2 tRNA genes and 2 rRNA genes are annotated in these 1,139 nt (G+C 45.9%); all 4 read right to left on the bottom strand.

Annotated features, from left to right (window positions below):
• Positions 1-143: ribosomal RNA gene (locus tag L5M37_RS24020) — 23S ribosomal RNA — on the bottom strand; the annotation flags it as partial.
• A 362-nt stretch (positions 144-505) separates the two neighbouring features.
• Positions 506-581, bottom strand: a tRNA-Ala gene (locus L5M37_RS24015).
• 137 nt (positions 582-718) lie between these two features.
• Positions 719-795 (bottom strand) — tRNA-Ile (locus L5M37_RS24010).
• A gap of 119 nt (positions 796-914) precedes the next feature.
• Positions 915-1,139: ribosomal RNA gene (locus L5M37_RS24005) — 16S ribosomal RNA — on the bottom strand; the annotation flags it as partial.

The following is a 1,139-nucleotide window of genomic DNA, read 5'->3' as shown; positions in this document are numbered from 1 at the left end:
AGCTTATGCTGCTGGGTTCCCCCATTCGGACATCGTTAGCTCAAATGCTTGTTACTAGCTCGCCAACGCTTTTCGCAAGTTACTACGTCCTTCATCGCCTCTGACTGCCAAGGCWTCCACCGTATACGCTTAGTCGCTTAACCATACAACCCAAATGAGTTTCACTCATCTGCGYCGCATTGCGACCAGCTTGGTTTTACTTGTCTCACTTCTGACCAAAGAAGTGGACGCGCCTTAGACGTAAACTATYCARYAAAGAATAATTTACTRTTGAATATTCAAGACACTTAATAAAGTGTTTGAGAACTCATGTTCAATGCTTTCGCATTAAACGTTTTGTAATTAATCACATGACAGACTCATGCAATTAAATACTATCAGCTTTCCAAATTGTTAAAGAGCGGGCTTAAAAAAGCCAAAGATAATTTTTTAGTTTATCTTTGGCATCTCTATCCATAGTGCATATGCCTTATTACTTTGCAGTAAAGTCAGAATAAGGTGTAAATGGTGGAGCTATGCGGGATCGAACCGCAGACCTCCTGCGTGCAAGGCAGGCGCTCTCCCAGCTGAGCTATAGCCCCATTTACATGCAGTGCGAGTAAGTAAGATGTTCCAAACCTCTAAAAGGATTGGTTTGCCAATCATTTCTTATCAAGGCGGACAGTGGCGACGTTTAGTTCACTAAACGAGTCACTTTCCAACGCCGAGAAGGAAGGATTGGTGGGTCAGAGTGGACTTGAACCACCGACCTCACCCTTATCAGGGGTGCGCTCTAACCAGCTGAGCTACAGACCCATCTTTTACTCTTTCTTCTATCAAGCAAATCTGTGTGAACACTCAAAAGGTACACGGATGTACCGAATGTCGAAAATGCAGGAGCATTTTTCGACCAAACATTAAGTTAGTCGTATAGGTAAGGAGGTGATCCAGCCCCAGGTTCCCCTAGGGCTACCTTGTTACGACTTCACCCCAGTCATGAACCACAAAGTGGTGAGCGCCCCCCCGAAGGTTAAGCTACCCACTTCTTTTGCAGCCCACTCCCATGGTGTGACGGGCGGTGTGTACAAGGCCCGGGAACGTATTCACCGTGGCATTCTGATCCACGATTACTAGCGATTCCGACTTCATGGAGTCGAGTT

It is taken from the genome of Shewanella sp. SM69, from assembly GCF_025653985.1.
In the GTDB taxonomy this organism is placed as follows: domain Bacteria; phylum Pseudomonadota; class Gammaproteobacteria; order Enterobacterales; family Shewanellaceae; genus Shewanella; species Shewanella oncorhynchi.
This window is presented reverse-complemented; position numbering and strand designations above follow the sequence as displayed.